The organism is Bacillus cereus group sp. N21, from assembly GCF_016483395.1.
Classification (GTDB): domain Bacteria; phylum Bacillota; class Bacilli; order Bacillales; family Bacillaceae_G; genus Bacillus_A; species Bacillus_A pseudomycoides.
This window is the reverse complement of the sequence record NZ_JAEHBX010000041.1, coordinates 1-15,649: the sequence shown is the minus strand read 5'-3', so window position 1 is coordinate 15,649 and position 15,649 is coordinate 1. Positions and strand designations below refer to the sequence as shown.

Sequence of the window (15,649 nt, the reverse complement as noted above, 5' to 3'; positions counted from 1 at the left end):
ATGGAATCATTATTTCTCTTCTTTTTTATTTTTCCGTTGTTTATAGCAGTCAAAACATTGAGAAAAGGAGTTATCGCTGCATTGTTCTGGATCTCATTCGCATGGGTTAAAGCTAGGATTAGCTAACACTTGGTATGGTCTCATCATGTCATAATCTTCGTGTTCAAGAATGTGACAGTGCCACGGATAGGTTCCTGTAAATGGCCCAAAACGTGCAATGATTCGAGTAACTTCTCTAGGATTAGCACGAACAGTATCTTTCCATCCTTTCTCGTTCGGATCAGGTGGTATGGGCGGTCCGACTTTGAGGTTAGAACCATTTGGATCGCCAGTAAATACAGCACGATTCAAAATTTGAAAATTGACAAGGTGCAAGTGAATCGGGTGAGTGTCTGGTGTCGTATTGTACAGCTCCCAAATCTCTATAGTTCCATTATACGGGGTTTCTGTAATAGGCTGATTCCACTCCATGTTATTTAATAATGGCATAGGGCGTCCAAAATTATCGGTAGCTTCAAGTAAAGTGTTTTTTCGTGTGATTACAGCATCCTGGGGATTCAGCTGTTCCAAGCAACTCAACTTCTCTGGAATTTTACTTTTGTCAGGTTTGCAGCATGTTTGTTTGACGCGAAATTGCATAATCTGTCTCAGATCTTCAGAAGGACTTTCGCCGTCAGAGAACGGGGTTGGTGCGTTATTTGTTAAAATAATACGTTGACCATTATGGTTTGAAAAATCGACAATGACATCGGCGCGTTCCGCAGGTGCAAGGATGATTTCGGATACTAGGACTGGTTTTTCCAAAAGTCCTCCATCCGTACCAATTTGGACAAAATTTTGCCCAGAGCTCAGCTTCATACGATAAAAACGAGAATTGGAGCCATTTAGGATGCGGAACCGGTATTTCCGCGGCTCAACCTCAAGATAAGGCCATACTTTTCCATTGACTAAAATTGTGTTACCGAAAAATTCAGGGACGACTGACGGATTTGGTAATGTAGGATCGATTGGTGGAGGTGGCTGTGGGGCTGGAGGCGGCATATTTCCTGGTTGGGATGGATAAAAGAGTTCACCATTAGCATAGAATGAACGATCTTGGATGACCAGCGGGATTTCAAAGTTTCCACTCGGAAGATTCAACTTTTTCTCTTCTTCATCTCTGAGAAGATAGAAGCCCGCAAGACCTGCATAAACGTTCAAACGGGTAATTCCAAGGGCGTGATCATGATACCAAAGTGTTGTAGGGCGTTGACAGTTTGGATAATAGTAGACTTCAGTCACGAATTTCGGCCCAACATTTTTAAAATCTCTTGTGAACCATGCGTCAGGATATCCGTCACTTTCTGGACGAACACGGCCTCCATGTAAATGGACAACCGTCCTAACAGAAGGTATGGATGATTCCGCACCATGAACAGTTTGGTCGATAGGCAGCAGGTGTTCAAAGGGCAATTTATTTTTCCATTTTACAAGAATAGGGTGATTTCTTTCTGCTTCGAATGTAGGCCCCGGGTACATACCGTTGTAACCCCAGACAGTAGTTGGCGGCAAATCCCGATGTAATTTTTGTTTGACTTGCTTCATTGTTACTTCATAGAATGGTACTCCATCATGGGTACCTTCTGCTTTTAAGACAGGAGGAATTGGTAATGCATCGACAAATTTTTTAAAAGACAATTCACTGCCTCCTTTTTAAATCATCAAATATTGTTTGTCATATATAATATGAATTTAATGTAGGCCGGTATAGACGAATTTCTAACAGGAAATGAATGAAATAGGCTGGAATTGTAAAAAAGCAATTTGTTTCAGAGAAAATTTCATTTAAATGAGTTATGGTGAACCGTACCCCGAATAAGTGATACGGTTTTTACCAGCAGTTAAAAATCATAACAGTATAAAAATACATTAAGTTTTGTTTTCATTGAATCAAAATAAATTTCTTTTTCATTTATACGTTCAAAGTTTTGACTATCATAAAATCCATAGTTACATTTATTATCTGTATATAGATATAAAAATTTCACATTCGTACTTTTCATATAATTAGACAAATGATTCATTAGAGCCTTTCCAACCCCAAGACCTCTAGATTCCCCTGATACAATAAATAACTGTATACAACCTTGAAAATCATCTTCCTTTCCTTCTATAAGTTCTTTATATGTGTCTTCAACCTTTGAGGATTCTTTTATGAATTTTTTATTCTCTTTATTAGTCATGAATACTTTCAGCATGGTGTAGGCAAAACTTAAAGTATTATGAGCTTTCTTTAAACGCTTTTTGTCTTTTTTTGAATCCCCCAAAATAACACCAATAATTTTATTGTCTTTTTCTGCTACTTTGCTAAATGAACTCCCTAAAATACAACTTTGCAAATAGATGTTTAATACGGAATCTAAAAATTTTTTATCCTCAATCATTTCATTGAAGCCAAATGCTTCACCAATCAAAGCTTTGACAGGTTCATAATCTTCTTTAACTAGACTTCTGTATGTTACTGTATTCATGTTTCGAAACTCCCTTGTATATAAGTGAATTTTGTATTTTATTGCAAATATCTTATTATGATCATAAGGTCTCCTTTAAGGGGAGAGTCAATGATAATATAAGAAAAATATAAAGGAAGTGATTAGGGTGAAAAACTTATTTTCTATTGGGGAAGTCGCGAAAATAAAGGACATCACAATAAAAGCGTTACGATATTATCACAAAATGGGGATTCTTATTCCAAGATATATTGATGAAACAACAGGTTATAGGTATTATTCTATAGATCAATTTATTCATATAGATATTATAAAAAGCTGTAGAGAGTTAAGAACGAGTATAGTAGAGCTTCAAGAGATTTTTAAGGACTGTGATACTGATCAATTACTACAATTTTTACAATTAAAAAGATATGAAGCAGAAGAAAACATAAAGAAAATGCAAGAAGTAATCAAAACCATTGATAGCTTAAATATGAAGGTAGAGACTTCTAAGGATATATTAAATAGTGATGAGATATCTATTCAGTTCTTTGAACCGCGCTATGTAATTGTAGCACCATGTAAAGAAGTGGGAAGTTTACAAGAGCTACTTTACTATTCAGACTTAGAGAAAATCATTCAAGATAAAGAGGGGAAAATGTCAATGGAAAGAGGAATCATATATAACTTTAATTCAGAGGGGGATGCAGAACCAAAATATGTTTTTAGTAGATTTCAAGGGGATTCTAATATAGAAGCTGAACAAAATATAAAAATATTACCAAAGGGAAAGTATGTAACGTTATCTTATAGTAAAGAGAATGAAGAGGAACGTCGAAATAAAATCATTAAATATGTAAAAGAAAATAATTTAAAAGTTAAAAGTTTCATTGAAGTGGAGTTATTTAACGATTTCTTTAATACAGAATCTTATAGTTGTCAAATTCAAATGTTTATAGAAGAGAATGAGCCAGTTGGATAAAAGATAAAGACCCCTTTCTTTTTAGAGGTGGTCGAGAGCATCTGGCCATGCATAGAAGCGGTCGGGGCGAAGGGATTTTGTCCGTTTTATTTATCATTAAACATTTATTCTCATATTTTTGCTCGTTCTTAGGATTATTAATAGCGAGAAATAAGATGATAGTTTTTTTTGCAAAAGGTAAACTGTTAAAATACTAACAAAGTGTTTGGATGGATTAGAGGAGGGAGAGAGTTGCTTGTTTTTATAAAGGTGCTCTTATTTATTTCAATTCCTAGGTATGCCTTTTTTAGGATGTCTCGGAATTTTACGAAGGAGAAATCAGTCAAAATCAAATCAATAGATGTTTTTGCCTCCATGGTTATTTATTGTTTATTCATGCTTGGCTTTTTTCTAAATGGAGTGGCAGCGGGTGCTGGTGAGCAATTGCATATTTTTGAAAGGACTGGTGCTAAGAATAATGGATATGCTTCTCTTGCAAATGAATATATAGTTTCAGTAATTGTCTTAATAACATTGGGGATGATTAGCTTTTGGATCGTAAGCCTTAATTATGGGGATCTTCCTCCGCTTATTTATGTGGTATGCAGTACATTAATGATACTGAATATCATATTTGCGGTTGCCTATCTCACTCATACAGCCTTCTCAAATGATGGTGAAGAATATTCGGTTTTTCTTCTGCAAACTAGCTGTCTATCGTTGTTTGTTTTATATATCGTAAGCTTGAAAGATTCTCTGAACCATTTTCTTGCTAGTCAGCATGAAAAAGAGATTGAGTACAACAATAAATGTATGCTATTTCTCTTCCGGGTATGTAATAACTATCAACAGATGTCAAAACTATGGGCTATAAGCTTGTTTCCAGTTCTGATTATCATCCAGCTAATTTTGGTTCTGTTTGGGCAACGACCAGATAGCTTTATTCTTGTGTTCCTTGAAACAAGTTCTTTCAACTATTCGAATATCCCTGCGCCAAAACCAGAGATAGTGGCGGGTGACGGGCATTATTTGTGTACGGTCTCTGCTAGAGGGCATAAAAAATTGGTCAAGCCAGTTAGGGCAGGCATCAGAAGTGGAGAAAGAATCCCTGTGAACCGCCAGCTACTAATTGCTAATGCATTTGAGAATATTCTTGAACAATATGTTCCAAACTTCCATAAAGCCATCCGTAATTTTTATGACAGGTATGGCTACCCAATCAGCAGGCATATCAATTCAAAATGGTCTGCAGACATTATCTATCTTATCATGAAGCCTTTGGAATGGTTATTCCTTATTGTGTTGTATACGGTGGACAAAAAACCAGAAAACAGAATTCATAAGCAATATAGTGAGTTGAGGAAGTGAAATGACCAGAGATGGTTGCTATGGGACATTCAATATTTATTCTGTTGTTTCATTTAATGATGGATTAATTCGATATAATAGGAGAGGAATGGGTTGGCATTACATAATAGGGGAACTATACATCGCCCTCAACTTAAGAGATTTTAATGCCATCAAATGCAAAAGAAACATCAACCAGATGGAGTGTAACGAAAGATGAAAAAAATTCTTGCTATATCTTTCCTATTTGTCAGTTTACTTGTAGGTGGTATCGTATTGGTTAATAGAAAAGAGACAGTGACTCAACCCTATATATCCAAAAAAGAAAAGAAGCCTAAGTTGAAGGAAACAAATAATTCTATTATGTTAGAAGATATCTTTCAATCTGGGCTAGAAAAATGGAAAATAGCAATCAACGACTCGGAAAACCGCACCAACCTAGATATTGACACGATCACGCAGCGTGTACATGTAGTAAATGCGCCAGGCATGACGGGAGATCACAAAGCAGTGCAGTTCGTTGTTCCGCATTCTCAAGGACAATTCCGCTCGGAAATTGCACAGCCATACGAAGAAGGGTTCCACGAACGTTGGTATACAGCACGGATTTATATCCCGCAGGATTGGGTGTTCGACAAGGGCAGTGGCGACGATATCGTCATGCAATGGCATGCTGTACTCGGCAGTGAGCGGGTGGATCGGGATTTTCCGGAATTGGCTATTGCAGTGAAAGGTGACAGATGGAGTATACAACGCGCATTCGGTCCTACTGCGAATATAGAGCGCGATTCTAAGACATTGGACGAACTGGTGCAAAAAGGAATCTGGTCTTCTTGGGTAATTCATGCAAAGTGGTCATTAGGGAACGACGGATTGCTACAAATATGGAAGGATGGAAAAGTTGTATGGGAAGTGCAAGGTCCTAATGCCTATACTACACGTGCGCGTACGCCTTACCTCAAAACAGGGCTTTACCACCCACAGTGGAAACCGAAGTACGGTGAACTGAAACCTAGTCCGGTAAAAGAACGGAAGATTTTTATCGCTGATGTCAAGATTGGAAACGAACGGGCGACCTACCAGGATATGGTGACCAAAGATGATTCCTCAAAAAAGGAAAAATAGACATCCAGAACAACTGAGTGATGCAGAAGATTTACGATTTTAACATAAACTTACTAATTTGATGAAGAGTATAATGATATAAAGAGTAAAACGGGTCAGTTCATGTTATGACCCGTTTTTACATGTATTCTGAATGAACACCATACCCATCAAGTTAAGAAAACAGATCAACTCATTTCTCTAAATTTGATAGCTATAGGTTGTAACCCCTAATAGGTGTATTAATAGGAAGTCCAACCGCCGTCTACCGCAATCACTTGTCCGTTTACGAAATTAGCCTCGTCTGAGCCTAAGAAGATAGCTAGCCTTGCAACTTCTTCTGGTTGTCCGGCACGTGGATTAATTGCCATACCTAATGCTTGGCGGCTTGCTCCAAATTCGCTCAAATGAGTCATTGAAGAAGCAATGTTTGTCATGACTGCTCCAGGAGCGATACCGTTACAACGGATGTTTTTGTTCGCATACATAAAGGCAGTGTTTTTTGTTAGGCCAACGACTGCGTGTTTAGATGCTGTGTAAGCCGCACCAGCACGTGCGCCGTATAATCCGCCTGCAGAAATATTATTAACGATCGTACCATGTCCTTGTTCTAAGAATAGATTCACTGCAATCCGCATTGTTTTCATTACAGCTACTGTATTAACGGAGAAAACCTTCTCCCAGCGTTCGTCTGAAATTTCACCAACAGGCTCCATTCCGTCCATGATGCCTGCATTATTAACAAGAATATCTAATTTCCCATAAGCTTGTTTTGTTTCATTGAAAAGACGTTGTAGATCTTCATCGGAAGTAACGTTTGTTTGAACAGCAATGGCCTCTGCACCTGTAGCCTTAATTCCCTGTACTACATGTTGAGCCCCTTCTAAGTTTAAGTCTGATACAACGACCTTTGCGCCCTCTTTTGCATAACCTTCTGCGATTGCTTTCCCCATGCCTGACGCAGCACCAGTGACAATTGCTACTTTTCCTTTTAATCTCATTCGAAACGGCCCCCTTTGTCTGTTTATCCCGCATTAACGGGCAGTAAGACCTCCACCTCAAAATTCAGCGAAAGCAAGGAAGTTAGGTGGGGGATCAACTGCCCGTAAAAGCCCGATTGGTTCGACTAATAATCAGTGGGGAATGAAGCCCCCCACTGATTAAAGTTTCACTTTATTGAACAGTTGTTCAATAAAAATTATAATCATATAAAAGAGCGCTTACAATGAGCAAAAAAACGATAAATGTTCAATAATTAACACATAGTTAGAAATGTGTTCAATAAGAGGTGAAAAAAGATGCGTACAGATATGCGGATTGTGAAAACAAAAGAGGCGTTACATAATGCATTGTTAGAATTACTAAATGAAAAAAATCTAGAAGTCATCTCAATCTCGGAAATTTGCAGAAAGGCAAAAATAAATCGTGGTACATTTTACTTGCATTATAAACAAGTAGAAGATTTATTCGAGGAATATTTTAAAGAAATTACAGCGGATTTGGTCCGTTCTTATCAAGAACCTTATCGCCACGTATCAGTATTGAAAACGAGTAAATTAGACCCGTCTACCATTCGGGTTTTTCATCATATCGAAAAATATAAGTCATTCTACAGAATTGTTTTTTCAAAAAAGGTTCCATTAATGTACTATTATTTATTGTTTGAGGAAATAAAGCGTTTGTTACTTCAAGATCAAGAGGCTTTTCTTAAAGAAGGAGTTAACCATTCACTCTATTGTTCCTACCAAGCGAATGGGATTATTGGCATCATTATTGAATGGTATCAAAATGATTTTTCTTATAGTACAAGTTATTTAAATGATCAACTTGTGCAATTCTTAAATATGAGAGTAGACGAATAGTTCAATTTGATAGGAATTATAAAAGAGAGGATTATTATGATAAGGAGACAGAGAATAAGGATATTACCGAGGTTCATGTGGCGAAGCATCGGAACGGGTACCTAATTTCTTTAAGTACCAACCTTTGCTAACGAAATGCATATCATCTGTTTCTTTTTTTATAAAAGGCTGTTGGTTTTATAACTGAAAATATTTATAAGAACATACGTTTGTGTATTATGAGTTTAATGTTATAATTATATTAAATTAAATTAAATTAATTTAGAAAAGAGGGATTAAATTGAGTGAGGTAAAAAACATAATTAGTAATTTTAGTTATTATTCATCTTGGTTAAGCACTTTAGAAGAAATTGATGACACATTATGGTCTAAATCAATAGCCGAAGGTAAGTGGTCTGTAAGGGAGATAATAGCCCATATTATGAATTGGGATAATCATCTATTAAAAGAAGTCCTCCCATCTGTACAAAATGAAAAGGGAATGGAGTTTCCAAATTTTGATACACATAATAAAAAGGCATCAGACTATGCAAAATCAGGAATATCACAATCAAAACTTCTTGAAGAAGCAAAAGATACAAGGGAACTACTTATAAGAGAACTTAACGAATTTACAATCGAAAAGTTAAACAAGTCATTAACTGCAAATAGTGTAACTCATTGTCCACATACTGGAGCACCTTACTCACTTATATATATTGTTAAGGAATTTACAGACCACGATAACCACCACAAAGGGCAAATTATACAATTCTTAAGGGAAAACAATTTGGACTAATTCAAGTTGTTTTTTTTGTCTTTTCTATGAGCGATTTCACGATGACCTTTTAAAGATTCTCGAAAGAAAGTTTCGTCGCTCACTATGATGCCTTGTAATGGATTAAAACCAAGACTTCCTAATGCGTTCAAGATTTTGTGTCTCCAATATATATGAAAACAGCCTTTATGAAAAATAAAAAAGAAGCAACGCAAAAACAAACGTTGCTTCTTTCTTGTATTAGTATTAAGCCGATTCTTTCTGAACTCTCTCAAGCAAACTAGCCAACACATGCGTACGATAGGATTCTAGTTTTTTACCTTCATAAGTACGGATACCTAATTTTTTTAGTTCCTTTACATACCAACCTTTGCTACCGAAATACATAGAATCGCTCCCCTTCAAATTTGTTTTTTTTATGTGTTCTGATTGTTACTTGGAGGTACGGGAAATAGATGAAGGAAATGAATTTCGTGTGAAAATGGTTAACTTTGATGCAAAAGACATATATACTAAAGGTAGTATATAACGAGGTGGGCACGACGTGATTATAGAGAAGCACGAAATTCAAATTGACCAAATTACGAGCGGAAAGGTGAATATATTTACTTTCTACCGAAATAGAAAGCAAGTTGACGATCCGTTTTTACAATTGCAAGAGCCATCGCTTACGGCCAACTACTATTTCCATTTTCATTTGGATGCAGAGAGCTTGAGTCTTCTGCAGGAAGAGTTTCCTAATGTATATCCGTACGACGGGAATGGAACCATTCACGACTGGACGGAAAAGATGAAAGATGAGCTAACGCGCCAAATTCAAACTGGAAAGTGGAACAGACGCGTGCGTATTGGTAACCGGATTCTAGATGTGGTATTTACGTGGTGTGATGAAGATATAGAATGAAAAAGAAGCGGATGACGCTTCTTTTTTTAGCGCTGGAATAAAACGAGCTTTCCTGCTGAAGATGTGCAGCGATGTGTGTGCTTATGCAATCCCTTTTCTTGTAAAATGGATGCTCCTTTTGATTTCGCTTCTGCTTCTGTTGCCGCCTCGAATGATTCGTCTAGCATTTTGGAACCATCTTTTTCAAAGACTGTTAGAACGTATACTCCCATGAAAATTCCCTCCAAAGATTAAAATCAGAATCTTATAACTATTTTGTCATAAAATGCTAGAATATGCAAAGAAATATGTGACATTGCGTGGTAAAATAGAGTGAAACTTTTATAGGATAAAGAAAGGATCGTTTATTTGTGAAACAAGTAAAGTTTATACATGCGGCAGATTTGCATTTGGATAGTCCGTTTAAAGGGATGGAAATGAATGTGCCGTCATCTGTTTGGAAAAGAATGAAGCAAAGTACGTTTCAGTCGTTTGAGCGTATTATCGATAAAGCAATTCAAGAGCGCGTTGATTTTGTATTACTAGCAGGAGATTTATATGATGCGGAAACGAGAAGTCTTAGGGCGCAAGTGTTTGTGAGGGAGCAGATGAAGCGCCTTTCGCAGTATGAGATTCTGGTTTATATCATTCATGGTAACCACGATCATTTAGGGGGAAGCTGGGCAGCAATCGAGTTTCCTGAAAATGTTCATGTGTTTGCAGAGCCATATGTAGAAGAAAAGCCGTTTTATAAAGATGGTGAACTGCTTGCATCTATTTATGGGTTTAGTTATTTGCAGCAGGCTGTAACGGATAATATGACGGCGCAGTATGCAAAAATGAGCGATGCGCCTTTTCATATTGGCATGCTTCACGGGAGTGTGGAAGGCGATGCGGAACATAATCGCTATGCGCCGTTTCAAATTCGTGAGTTAAAAGAAAAAGGATTTGATTACTGGGCTCTTGGGCATATACATAAGCGAGAGATTTTAGCAGAGGAGCCGTATATCATTTATCCAGGCAATATACAAGGACGCCACCGGAAGGAAACAGGAGAGAAGGGGGCGTATCTTGTTGAGATAACAGAGCAGGGAACGGTGTGTTCATTTTTCGGTGCGGCGGATGTAGTTTGGGGAGAGACGGAAATTAGCATTGATGAACTGCAAACAGTTGATGACCTTATGACAGCTTGTACGGAAGTGATGAATGAATGGCGTCAGGAAGAGGAAGGAACTCTTTTGACAATTGTATTCATCGGACAAGGGCCATTGTCTCCTTATTTACGTGATGAAAAACGTGTGGAAGAGATTTTTCATATTTTAGCAGCGGGAGAAGAACGAAGAGATTTTGTGTATGTGATGAAGTGGAAGAATGAGACGGTTTCATTTGCAGAAATCCAGCGATTAAAAGAGGAGAATCATTTTGTTGGTAGTGTATTGCAAGAATTGGAATCATTTACGAATATGGATGCGGTGCTCAGGACGATTTGGACATCTCCAGTTGCGCGTAATGTGATTGAATCCTTTTCAGATGAGGAAAAAGCAGAGATTCAAAAGGAAGCGGAAAATATTATATTAGAGCAACTATTCCAGCAAGAGAGGGATAAAAAATGAAAATTGAAAAACTCCATATTTATGGTTATGGAAAATTAGAAAATGTGGAAATGGATCTTTCATTGCTGACGGTGTTGTACGGTGAAAATGAAGCAGGAAAATCAACGATTCGTTCGTTTATAAAGAGTATTTTGTTTGGGTTCCCAATAAGGGGACAAAGGCGTTATGAGCCGAAAGAAGGCGGGAAGTACGGCGGTAGGGTGACTGTTATGACTGAGCAGTATGGGAGACTCCAAATCGAGCGCTTGCCGAAAACGGCTGCTGGGGAAGTAACAGTATACTTTGAAGATGGAACAACAGCTGGAGAAGAAGTTTTGCAGACTGTGCTGAGCGGGGTGAATGAGAGCCTGTTTGATTCTGTCTTTTCGTTTGATATGCACGGTCTTCAAAATATTCATCATATTGGAGAAGCTGAAATCGGAAATTATTTATTTTCGGCGAGTGCAGTTGGGAGCGATGCCCTGCTGCAGTTAGATAAAAAGTTAGAAAAAGAAATGGAGCAGCGTTTTAAGCCAAATGGTCGTAAGCCTGAGATCAATGCGTCACTTCAAGAAATAAAGAAGCTCCAAGAAAAGCTGCAAACGTGGCAAGGGAAGATTGGTACGTATGAAAAGTTAATGGAGCAGTTAAAAGAAAATGAAGGGCGTCTTGCCCATATTCGGAATGAAAAAGAGATGGCAGAAAAGCGTAAGCAAGACTATGAAGTATTGGCTGCATTGCAACCTCTTGTGATTGAAAAACATGCATATGAAAAAGTGCTAGAAGAACAGAAGAATCCGTTTCCTGTTCGAGGAGTAGAACGTTATGAAACGATAAAAGCAAAACTCGAGCCGCTCGGGGTGCAATTGGATTCCATCCAGAAAAGGATGGAAATGATGAAAACGGAAGTGGATGGGGTAGAAGTACAAGAAGAGCTCTTGCAAAAGGATAGCTATGTAGAAGAACTTCGTATGCAGCATATGTCATATGAAAATGCACGTCAAGAAATGCGTGATATTATAGTAAGTATTGGAAATATGAAAGAAGAGATAGAAGAGCTTGAGCAGCAAATTGGTGCTACTTTTGAGAAAGAAAGTGTGCTTTCATTTGATACAAGCCTTGCAGCGAAAGAAATGATAACGCAAACGGTGCAAAAGGCAAGAGCATTAGAAACACGGAAAGAGCAGCTAGATGAGCGCTTTAAAGTAGTGCAAGAGCAACTAGAAGAACAGGAAGAGAATGTAGGGCACATCCGAAAGCAGATGTTAGCGGATGAAGAGCGACAGGCGCTTGTAGAAAAGGAAAGATCGTTTCAAGATACAGTTTTTATGGGTACTGGCGTGGAACGAATGAAGCGTAAATATGAAGAAAGAATGAAAATCGCGCAGGAAAAGAAAAAGCGCTGGCAGACGATTTGTTTCCTTTTGTTAGCTATTAATACAGTGATTTTGCTGACAAGTATATTTCTAGATAATCGTGCGTTGTTATTTACAAGTGTTATCGTCTTTGTCCTAATTGTACTTGCACTTGTTTTGTATAAAGATACTTCTTCCGATGGTTTACAAGAAGAACTGCTCTCGCTGCAGCAAAGTGCAGGTGGAAGGCAAAATGAAGAGGCGCTATCCATTCGTTATCAATTAGAAAAAGATGAAGAAATTCGTAAATTATTTGAGCGAGAGTCTTATAAATTACAACAAATAGAACGAACCTATGATAAAGGTGTTTCTGCATATGAAGAATGGGAGCGAGATACGTTTCGTATGGGAGAGCAAGTCGATACATATAATGCGCGCTATTCTTTCCCGCACTTTTATACATATGCGCATATATTGCCAGCATTTGAACGCATTGAAAAGATGCAGCAGTTATATCGTGAGGTAGGAAAGCTGGCGGAGCGAAAAGGAATATTATATGAAATGATTTCGCAGTTTGAACATAAACTAGAAAACGTTATGGAAAATACAGATTTTGATCATCTTCATATGATCAGTAATCGTATTCAAAAGGAAAAAGAAAAGAAACAAAAGAGGGAGCAGCTTTTAGGGAAGCTAGCTGATTGGAAAGAAGAACAAGCACTATTACAGCATCAAGTAGAACAACTTACATTAGAAAGAGATGCGCTCTGGGAAATGGCAGCAGCTACTGATGAAGAAATGTTTTTAGAAGCTGGCAAGAGGGCAGAAAAGCATGAAGATGCAGAGAAGCAAGTAGAACGGTTATCACCTCAGATTGACATGTTAGAAAAACGTTTAACAAGCTTATCATTAGCGGAACACTATCAAGTGGAAGGGTATGAAGGAAAGCTGAAACAAGAAGCGCTCTATATACAAGACTTCCTTTCACAAGAGAAGGAGTTGACCGAGCGTATTGCGGAGCACCGCGTAGATGTTGCGAACTTAGAAGAAGGTAGTACGTACGGCGATTTACTCCATGAATGGGAAATGAAAAAGTCCCAAGTGCGTGAGCAAGTGAAGAAGTGGGCGGCGTATGCAGCGGCAAAAACAGTGTTAACAAAAACAAAGCAATACTATCATGAAGTGCAGCTGCCGCGCATTTTACAAAAGGCCGAGGAGTATTTTGTATATTTAACAGGTGGTCAATATAGTAAGATTTTTTCACCATCAGAAACAGAGCCGTTTATTGTAGAACGAAGTGATGGTATTCGTTTTTATAGCCATGAACTCAGTCAAGCGACAGCGGAACAGCTCTATTTATCACTGCGCTTTGCGTTAGCGCGGACGTTTGAGCATGCTTATCCATTTATTATTGATGACAGCTTTGTGCATTTTGATGCACTACGAACAAAACGAACAACCCAGTTAATAAAAGAAATTGCGAAGGATAGACAAGTGATTTTCTTTACATGCCACGCCCATCTATTATCATTATTTACGGAAAAACAGATTATAAAATTAACACGTGAGCGTAAAGAAAATAAGGTATAATGTGCTATACTAAAAGTACTTAAGTTGGTGGAGGAATCAGGATGAAAAAGAAAATTGCAGAGTATGAAGTTGGCGAACAAGTCGATATCTTCTTGTTAATTAAGACAGCGACAAAAGGTATCGCAAGTAATGGGAAGCCATTTTTAACAGTCATTTTACAAGACCAAACTGGAGATATTGAAGCGAAGCTATGGGATGTATCACCTGAGGTAGAGAAGCAATATGTAGCGGAAACGATTGTTAAGGTAGCTGGAGATATTCAAAACTATAAAGGGCGCATTCAACTTCGTGTGAAGCAAATTCGCGTTGCAAATGCGAATGAAGTGACAGATATCTCAGACTTTGTAGAAAAAGCACCAGTGAAAAAAGAAGATATGGTAGAAAAGATTACACAGTACATATTTGAAATGAGGAACCCAAACATTCAGCGTCTCACAAGACACTTATTAAATAAGCATCAAAGTGAATTTTTAGACTATCCAGCAGCAACGAAAAATCACCATGAGTTTGTATCGGGGCTTGCTTATCACGTTGTATCGATGCTTGATTTAGCGAAAGCCATTGCTACGCTATACCCATCTTTAGATAAAGATTTACTGTATGCAGGTGTTATTTTACATGACCTTGGAAAAGTAATTGAATTATCTGGTCCGATTTCAACAACGTATACATTAGAAGGAAATCTACTTGGCCACATTTCCATCATGGTAAACGAAATTGGAAAAGCAGCAGATGAGCTGAAAATCGAAGGAGAAGAAGTATTAATTCTTCAGCATATCGTCTTATCCCATCACGGGAAAGCGGAATGGGGTAGCCCAAAACCGCCATTAGTAAAAGAAGCAGAAATTCTGCATTACATCGATAATTTAGATGCGAAGATGAATATGATGGACCGTGCCCTTGGACGCACGAAACCAGGTGAATACACAGAGCGTGTCTTTGCGCTTGATAATCGTTCGTTTTATAAGCCTACTTTTCATAACTAAATAATTCTTATGAGGCAAGTGATTTTAGCGTATAGCTGGGGTTGCTTGCCTTTTTTATTTTTAAAAGTGGGGGTAGTAACACATATCCATCAAGCTAAGATTATGTAGGTTTAATTTTAAGTGAGATGGTGGATTTAAGTTTAATAGACCAAAATCGTGTGATGCTTTAAAGATTCTACCTAATGAGGATAGATTAGACTTTATAGAAATTAAAGATATTAAAACCTTTTGTGAAAGGTTAGAAAAAAGGGAAGGCTGTAATTCACATAGAGAGATGGATAAGACAGTTAAAAAATTCAGTTTACACTCTAAGATTGAGGATAGTTTAGATCTTTTGAAGTTATTACTACAGATGGATAAATTTGAGATTAACAATAGAGATAAAGAAGTTATATTAAATGAAATATCCAAAAATCACCTTGTTGTTATTGACGAAGAGGTTGAGCAGGATTATGCAATGCGTCTTGCAGCTGGATTAGATTTTTTAAGTACAACTTCAAATTATGTGAACTAAGAAAACGGAACAGTTTATTGTGTTTGTATTCCTGAAAAAATCCATTTGTTTATTTCGTAAAAAAACACTTTAAATCAACGTTGATATCATAATAAATTAGTAAAAATATAAATATAGGTAAATAGAGAAGAATGGAGCATTCTTACCTAATGGATTTGAGTCAATATTTTGGACACAAAAAAGTTAAATCTAAGCTACTTTTTTAGCTAGATCTTCTATAGTTTGGG

The 15,649-nt window shown here is 37.4% G+C and carries 14 protein-coding genes and 2 pseudogenes; 10 read left to right on the top strand and 6 right to left on the bottom strand.

Annotation, left to right across the window (positions count from 1 at the left end; all coding sequences use genetic code 11):
* Positions 1-96: 96 nt before the first annotated feature.
* A pseudogene (locus tag JDS96_RS20300) lies at positions 97-1,677 on the bottom strand (multicopper oxidase family protein); the annotation flags it as partial.
* 203 nt (positions 1,678-1,880) lie between these two features.
* Entirely contained in the window at positions 1,881-2,510 is a 630-nt protein-coding gene (locus tag JDS96_RS20295; RefSeq protein WP_199667838.1) for a GNAT family N-acetyltransferase, read from the bottom strand.
* Between the two features lie 127 nt (positions 2,511-2,637).
* On the opposite strand from JDS96_RS20295, the gene JDS96_RS20290 reads away from it, so the two are divergent.
* The 3 genes from JDS96_RS20290 (at position 2,638) to JDS96_RS20280 (ending at position 5,904) form a co-directional block, all read left to right on the top strand.
* Entirely contained in the window at positions 2,638-3,453 is an 816-nt protein-coding gene (locus JDS96_RS20290) for a MerR family transcriptional regulator (RefSeq protein WP_199667837.1), read from the top strand.
* 231 nt (positions 3,454-3,684) lie between these two features.
* Positions 3,685-4,800 carry a DUF6688 domain-containing protein gene (locus tag JDS96_RS20285; RefSeq protein WP_199667836.1) on the top strand — a complete coding sequence of 372 codons (1,116 nt, stop codon included), beginning with the start codon at positions 3,685-3,687 and terminating at the stop codon, positions 4,798-4,800.
* A gap of 195 nt (positions 4,801-4,995) precedes the next feature.
* Complete coding sequence (locus tag JDS96_RS20280; RefSeq protein WP_199667835.1) at positions 4,996-5,904, top strand: polysaccharide lyase family 20 protein; 909 nt, start codon at positions 4,996-4,998, stop codon at positions 5,902-5,904.
* A gap of 221 nt (positions 5,905-6,125) precedes the next feature.
* On the opposite strand, the gene JDS96_RS20275 is transcribed toward JDS96_RS20280, so the two are convergent.
* Entirely contained in the window at positions 6,126-6,884 is a 759-nt protein-coding gene (locus JDS96_RS20275; protein ID WP_199667834.1) for an SDR family oxidoreductase, read from the bottom strand.
* A 297-nt stretch (positions 6,885-7,181) separates the two neighbouring features.
* Here JDS96_RS20275 and JDS96_RS20270 point away from each other — a divergent pair, with 297 nt between their 5' ends.
* Together JDS96_RS20270 and JDS96_RS20265 are read left to right on the top strand one after the other, a co-directional pair.
* The gene (locus JDS96_RS20270; protein WP_199667833.1) at positions 7,182-7,745 is read left to right on the top strand and encodes a TetR/AcrR family transcriptional regulator; all 564 of its coding nucleotides are present in this window, start codon (positions 7,182-7,184) and stop codon (positions 7,743-7,745) included.
* 280 nt (positions 7,746-8,025) lie between these two features.
* Complete coding sequence (locus JDS96_RS20265; protein WP_199667832.1) at positions 8,026-8,523, top strand: DinB family protein; 498 nt, start codon at positions 8,026-8,028, stop codon at positions 8,521-8,523.
* 11 nt (positions 8,524-8,534) lie between these two features.
* Here JDS96_RS20265 and JDS96_RS20260 read toward each other — a convergent pair.
* Both JDS96_RS20260 and JDS96_RS20255 read right to left on the bottom strand, forming a co-directional pair.
* A pseudogene (locus JDS96_RS20260) lies at positions 8,535-8,672 on the bottom strand (IS1595 family transposase); the annotation flags it as partial.
* Positions 8,673-8,748: 76 nt separating this feature from the next.
* The gene (locus tag JDS96_RS20255; protein ID WP_018766939.1) at positions 8,749-8,889 is read right to left on the bottom strand and encodes a YflJ family protein; all 141 of its coding nucleotides are present in this window, start codon (positions 8,887-8,889) and stop codon (positions 8,749-8,751) included.
* Between the two features lie 157 nt (positions 8,890-9,046).
* On the opposite strand from JDS96_RS20255, the gene JDS96_RS20250 reads away from it, so the two are divergent.
* Complete coding sequence (locus tag JDS96_RS20250; protein ID WP_199667831.1) at positions 9,047-9,406, top strand: hypothetical protein; 360 nt, start codon at positions 9,047-9,049, stop codon at positions 9,404-9,406.
* A 26-nt stretch (positions 9,407-9,432) separates the two neighbouring features.
* Here JDS96_RS20250 and JDS96_RS20245 read toward each other — a convergent pair whose 3' ends face one another.
* Positions 9,433-9,618: a YhzD family protein gene (locus JDS96_RS20245; protein WP_003195690.1), complete on the bottom strand. Its 186-nt coding sequence runs from the start codon at positions 9,616-9,618 to the stop codon at positions 9,433-9,435.
* A 138-nt stretch (positions 9,619-9,756) separates the two neighbouring features.
* Between JDS96_RS20245 and JDS96_RS20240 the strand changes: the two genes are divergently transcribed.
* From JDS96_RS20240 to JDS96_RS20225, 4 genes are all read left to right on the top strand, one after another.
* Positions 9,757-10,998 (top strand): metallophosphoesterase family protein, encoded by a 1,242-nt coding sequence (locus JDS96_RS20240; protein ID WP_199667830.1) that lies wholly within the window; start codon positions 9,757-9,759, stop codon positions 10,996-10,998.
* On the top strand, positions 10,995-13,922 hold the full coding sequence (locus JDS96_RS20235; protein WP_199667829.1) for an ATP-binding protein: 2,928 nt from the start codon (positions 10,995-10,997) through the stop codon (positions 13,920-13,922). Before JDS96_RS20240 ends, JDS96_RS20235 begins: the two co-directional genes overlap by 4 nt.
* A 41-nt stretch (positions 13,923-13,963) precedes the next feature.
* Positions 13,964-14,908, top strand: coding sequence for a 3'-5' exoribonuclease YhaM (gene yhaM, locus JDS96_RS20230; protein ID WP_098165804.1), 945 nt, complete (start codon positions 13,964-13,966; stop codon positions 14,906-14,908).
* Positions 14,909-15,182: 274 nt separating this feature from the next.
* The gene (locus tag JDS96_RS20225; protein WP_199667828.1) at positions 15,183-15,422 is read left to right on the top strand and encodes a hypothetical protein; all 240 of its coding nucleotides are present in this window, start codon (positions 15,183-15,185) and stop codon (positions 15,420-15,422) included.
* Positions 15,423-15,649: the final 227 nt, after the last annotated feature.

What these genes read in the sequence shown, in the direction of transcription:
- JDS96_RS20295 (WP_199667838.1), bottom strand. Translation starts at nt 2,510, where the DNA reads ATGAATACAGTAACATACAGAAGTCTAGTTAAAGAAGATTATGAACCT.
- JDS96_RS20280 (WP_199667835.1), top strand. Translation starts at nt 4,996, where the DNA reads ATGAAAAAAATTCTTGCTATATCTTTCCTATTTGTCAGTTTACTTGTA.
- JDS96_RS20275 (WP_199667834.1), bottom strand. Translation starts at nt 6,884, where the DNA reads ATGAGATTAAAAGGAAAAGTAGCAATTGTCACTGGTGCTGCGTCAGGC.
- JDS96_RS20270 (WP_199667833.1), top strand. Translation starts at nt 7,182, where the DNA reads ATGCGTACAGATATGCGGATTGTGAAAACAAAAGAGGCGTTACATAAT.
- JDS96_RS20255 (WP_018766939.1), bottom strand. Translation starts at nt 8,889, where the DNA reads ATGTATTTCGGTAGCAAAGGTTGGTATGTAAAGGAACTAAAAAAATTA.
- JDS96_RS20245 (WP_003195690.1), bottom strand. Translation starts at nt 9,618, where the DNA reads ATGGGAGTATACGTTCTAACAGTCTTTGAAAAAGATGGTTCCAAAATG.
- JDS96_RS20235 (WP_199667829.1), top strand. Translation starts at nt 10,995, where the DNA reads ATGAAAATTGAAAAACTCCATATTTATGGTTATGGAAAATTAGAAAAT.
- yhaM (WP_098165804.1), top strand. Translation starts at nt 13,964, where the DNA reads ATGAAAAAGAAAATTGCAGAGTATGAAGTTGGCGAACAAGTCGATATC.
- JDS96_RS20225 (WP_199667828.1), top strand. Translation starts at nt 15,183, where the DNA reads ATGGATAAGACAGTTAAAAAATTCAGTTTACACTCTAAGATTGAGGAT.